The sequence below is a fragment of the Lacticaseibacillus chiayiensis genome (genome assembly GCF_004123795.1).
GTDB classification, from domain to species: domain Bacteria; phylum Bacillota; class Bacilli; order Lactobacillales; family Lactobacillaceae; genus Lacticaseibacillus; species Lacticaseibacillus chiayiensis.
Genome location: NZ_MSSM01000053.1, coordinates 1 through 3,391, shown reverse-complemented (window position 1 = coordinate 3,391; position 3,391 = coordinate 1). Strand labels below are relative to the sequence as shown.

Here is a 3,391-nt window from a genome sequence, read left to right as displayed (position 1 = left end):
TCAAAAGCCTTATCCAAATGGGCAATCTCAAGCGTTTTCATTCCGCCACCTCCAGTACCACCTGAATTTTTTCTTGAGTATAGCAAATTATTTTCAGGCATACCATTGACAAGACTTCTGACACTAGCCGATAAATAACTACTTTCACCGGTAAAACAACCCAATCGATCACAGGTTGGAAACGTTTAAAAAGCGACAACAGTATCCACCAATGCTAAGCTTGATAAGATGTTATTGGGTGTAAAATACTAAAAGAAAACAGATTCACCCGGAAAATAAATCAAATGAGGCGAGCTTATGACGCTCGAAACAATCTTGTATTTACTCGGCATGAGCCTGATTGCCGGTATCCTCAATGGTACGGTAGGCATGGCGGCACTGACGCTTTATCCAATGCTGCTGTCGGTCGGCATTCCGCCGATCACGGCCAATGCCACCAACACGATCGGTCTTTTGTTCAGCGGATCTTCGTCGGTTCTTTCATCGCGACGGGAACTAAAAGGCCACTGGCGACAAGCGCTACTGATTACATCACTTAATGCCCTCGGCGGCGTCTTAGGGGCGCTTATTTTAATTCACAGTTCCAATGCCAGCTTCAAAAGAGTCGTTCCGTTTATTATTTTCCTAGCTGGGGTCATGATCCTGACGCCGAAAAAAGACAAGGATCAGGCCACTCATCGCAAACTTGCACAAGGGTTCGGCTACGCACTGATCATGCTGGTCGGATTATATATCGGTTATTTTGGCGCCGGTGCCGGACTGCTAATGATCGCGGTGCTGTCGCGTATCGTCGCAGGCCCGTACGCCACATATAACGCCATGCGCAACCTCGCATCGCTGGTGAACAACACGGTGACATCCATCATGTTCATCTTCTCAATGCCAATTGCCTGGTGGGTTCTAATTCCGGTCTGCATCGGCTTGTTCGCAGGCGGCTTCCTCGGCCCAATGATTGTCCGTCTGATTCCGTCGCACGTCATTAAAACTGCGGTCGGCATCTTTGCAATCGGACTCGCTGCCGTCCTGTTTTACCAGGCTTATCTTTAATGCAAAAGATGCAAAAAGGCATCGGCAAAAAATTCGCCGATGCCTTTTTGTTTAACTGGTTGATGAATAAAAGAAAATACGTCGTCGCCGTTCATGCCAACGCAGCTTGCTGCGTCTGATAGAACCTGCCCCAAGCTGCCATGGCATCAATCACTGGTGCTAATGTCTGCCCTAATTTGGTCAAACCGTATTCCGTGGCGCGACCGTCTTCCGCACCGACTTTTTTGAAAATAATCCCGTCATCTTCCAATTGCGCCAATTGTAACGCTAGCATGCGTTCTGTTATTGAAGGAATGGCCTTGTTCAGGGTACTGAAACGGGTCGCATCCTTTTTAAACAGATGATAGAGAATGACGCTTTTCCATTTTCCCGAAATCAGATCGACCGTATTTTGCACCGGACAACCTTCAGCACAATTATAAAGTTCACGCGCCATCACAAAGCCTCCTCGCTTCTTTTGAGGTTACTTACAATTTGTTCACTTACTATGTTAGTGCATGCTGGCTAACATACAAGGTGAAAGATTAAGAAAGCAAACGAAAGGAAGTCATTTTGATGAAAGCTATTGGATTTATGCAACATTTACCGATTGAACAGGAAAACAGTTTAGAAGATTTGACGTTACCGACACCAACACCTGAAGGCCATGACTTACTGGTGAATGTCCGGGCAGTTTCGGTGAATCCGGTTGATACCGGTACGCGCGGCGCAGGTCATGCCCGCCTTGCCCAGCCGAAAGTCATTGGTTGGGACGCGGTAGGGATTGTGACCGCTGTGGGCGAGGACGTTACCCGGTTTCACAAAGGCGACCGGGTATTCTACGCCGGCAGTTATAAACGTTCCGGCAGCAACGCCGAATATCAACTGGTTGACGAGCGCATTGTTGGCCATGCACCGGCTAGACTCAAAGACGACCAGGCAGCTGCTATGCCGCTGACGAGTCTCACCGCATGGGAAGCGCTGTTTGAAAAGCTGCATATCCCATTTGATGCGAAAGAAGAAAATCGCCACCACGCCATTCTGATTATTAACGGCTCCGGCGGCGTTGGTTCAATGGCGACCCAACTTGCCCACCTTGCTGGCCTGCAAGTACTGGCCACTGCCTCGCGTCCGGATTCGCAAAAATGGGTACTGGAACATGGTGCCGATCACGTTTTGAATCACCGCCAGCCGTTACCGCCACAGTTAAAAGCAGCCGGCTTCCAAACGGTTGATTACATCCTTAACCTTTCACATCTGGACGAACATTGGAACGAAATCGCGACTATGATTCGTCCTGACGGGTGGGTCGCCGCCATTACGGAAAACCGGCGCGGTATTGACTTGCAGAAGTTGACCAAAAAACGCGCCACGTTCGCCTGGGAATGGATGTTTTCCAAGTCATGGTATGGCTACGATCTGGCTTCTCAGAGCGCTATTCTTGACAAAGTTGCCGATTTACTCGATGACGGTACTATTCAGTGCACGTTAACCAAAACCTTACAGCCACTGAATGCCGCCAACCTGAGAAAAGCGCATGCGCTGGTCGAATCCGGCCACATGATTGGCAAAGTGGTCGTGGCCGGTCCGTGGGCTTAGCAACTATCTCAACTCAATCGGTCGCTGTAAACCGGGTATGACTGGTACTTGCCATAGTTGGTTAAGGGCTTCATTCGTTTGAGCGTGGTCATATCATCATCACTGATCGCAAAGTCAACTTCCGCATTGGCTTTCATATGAGCGGGATTAAGCGTTTTCGGCAGCGGCAATAAACCTAACTGCAACAGATAGCGCATCCCTAGCTGAGCAACGGAAACTTGATACTTAGCCGCCATTTTCTGGATGTCTTTATTCTTGAACATTTCGCCATGGCCGAACGGTGAATAGGCTTCGACCAAAATCTGATGCTCCTGCGCGAAGTCAATCGTTTTGAATGGCGTCTGCGTGATGTGGGCCAAAACCTGGTCAACCATCGGGGCAATCTCCGCGTGATCCAGGATATTCTTGAGATCAGTGGGGTCAAAATTAGATACCCCAATTGCCCGCAACTTGCCGGCTTTGTATGCTTCTTCCAATGCCCGCCAAGCTTCCAGATTGCCTTCAAAATAGCGCTCCGGGTCATCGTATTTTGCCCATGGCTTCGGTGCGTGAATAATCATCATGTCCGCATATTCCAAATCAAGTTTCTCGAGCGAACCGTCAATGGCCTTGACCGCGGTATCGTGATCCTTGATCTCAGCTGCCAGTTTGGTATTGACGAAAATCTTTTCACGGGCAATGCCAGATTGACGCACACCTTCGCCAACCCCGGCTTCATTGTCATAAGCCTCTGCAGTGTCAATGTGGCGGTATCCGACATCAATTG

At 49.1% G+C, this 3,391-nt stretch carries 4 protein-coding genes; 2 read left to right on the top strand and 2 right to left on the bottom strand.

Going from position 1 to position 3,391, the window contains the following annotated elements; all coding sequences use genetic code 11:
• The first annotated feature begins 297 nt into the window (after nt 1-297).
• Nucleotides 298-1,047: a sulfite exporter TauE/SafE family protein gene (locus BVJ53_RS14090; protein ID WP_129302925.1), complete on the top strand. Its 750-nt coding sequence runs from the start codon at nt 298-300 to the stop codon at nt 1,045-1,047.
• A gap of 91 nt (nt 1,048-1,138) precedes the next feature.
• On the opposite strand, the gene BVJ53_RS14085 is transcribed toward BVJ53_RS14090, so the two are convergent.
• A complete protein-coding gene (locus BVJ53_RS14085; RefSeq protein ID WP_129302924.1) occupies nt 1,139-1,483 on the bottom strand; it encodes a winged helix-turn-helix transcriptional regulator in 345 nt (114 codons plus the stop codon).
• A gap of 119 nt (nt 1,484-1,602) precedes the next feature.
• On the opposite strand from BVJ53_RS14085, the gene BVJ53_RS14080 reads away from it, so the two are divergent.
• Nucleotides 1,603-2,625: a zinc-binding alcohol dehydrogenase family protein gene (locus tag BVJ53_RS14080; RefSeq protein ID WP_129302923.1), complete on the top strand. Its 1,023-nt coding sequence runs from the start codon at nt 1,603-1,605 to the stop codon at nt 2,623-2,625.
• 8 nt (nt 2,626-2,633) lie between these two features.
• Here the strand turns inward: BVJ53_RS14080 and BVJ53_RS14075 are convergent.
• Nucleotides 2,634-3,391 (bottom strand): aldo/keto reductase (locus tag BVJ53_RS14075; protein WP_137295996.1); only part of this gene is annotated, 758 nt, incomplete at its 5' end.

Bases quoted from the DNA above. Each gene is read 5' to 3' on its own strand.
- BVJ53_RS14090 (WP_129302925.1), top strand. From the start codon at position 298: ATGACGCTCGAAACAATCTTGTATTTACTCGGCATGAGCCTGATTGCC.
- BVJ53_RS14080 (WP_129302923.1), top strand. From the start codon at position 1,603: ATGAAAGCTATTGGATTTATGCAACATTTACCGATTGAACAGGAAAAC.
- BVJ53_RS14085 (WP_129302924.1), bottom strand. From the start codon at position 1,483: ATGGCGCGTGAACTTTATAATTGTGCTGAAGGTTGTCCGGTGCAAAAT.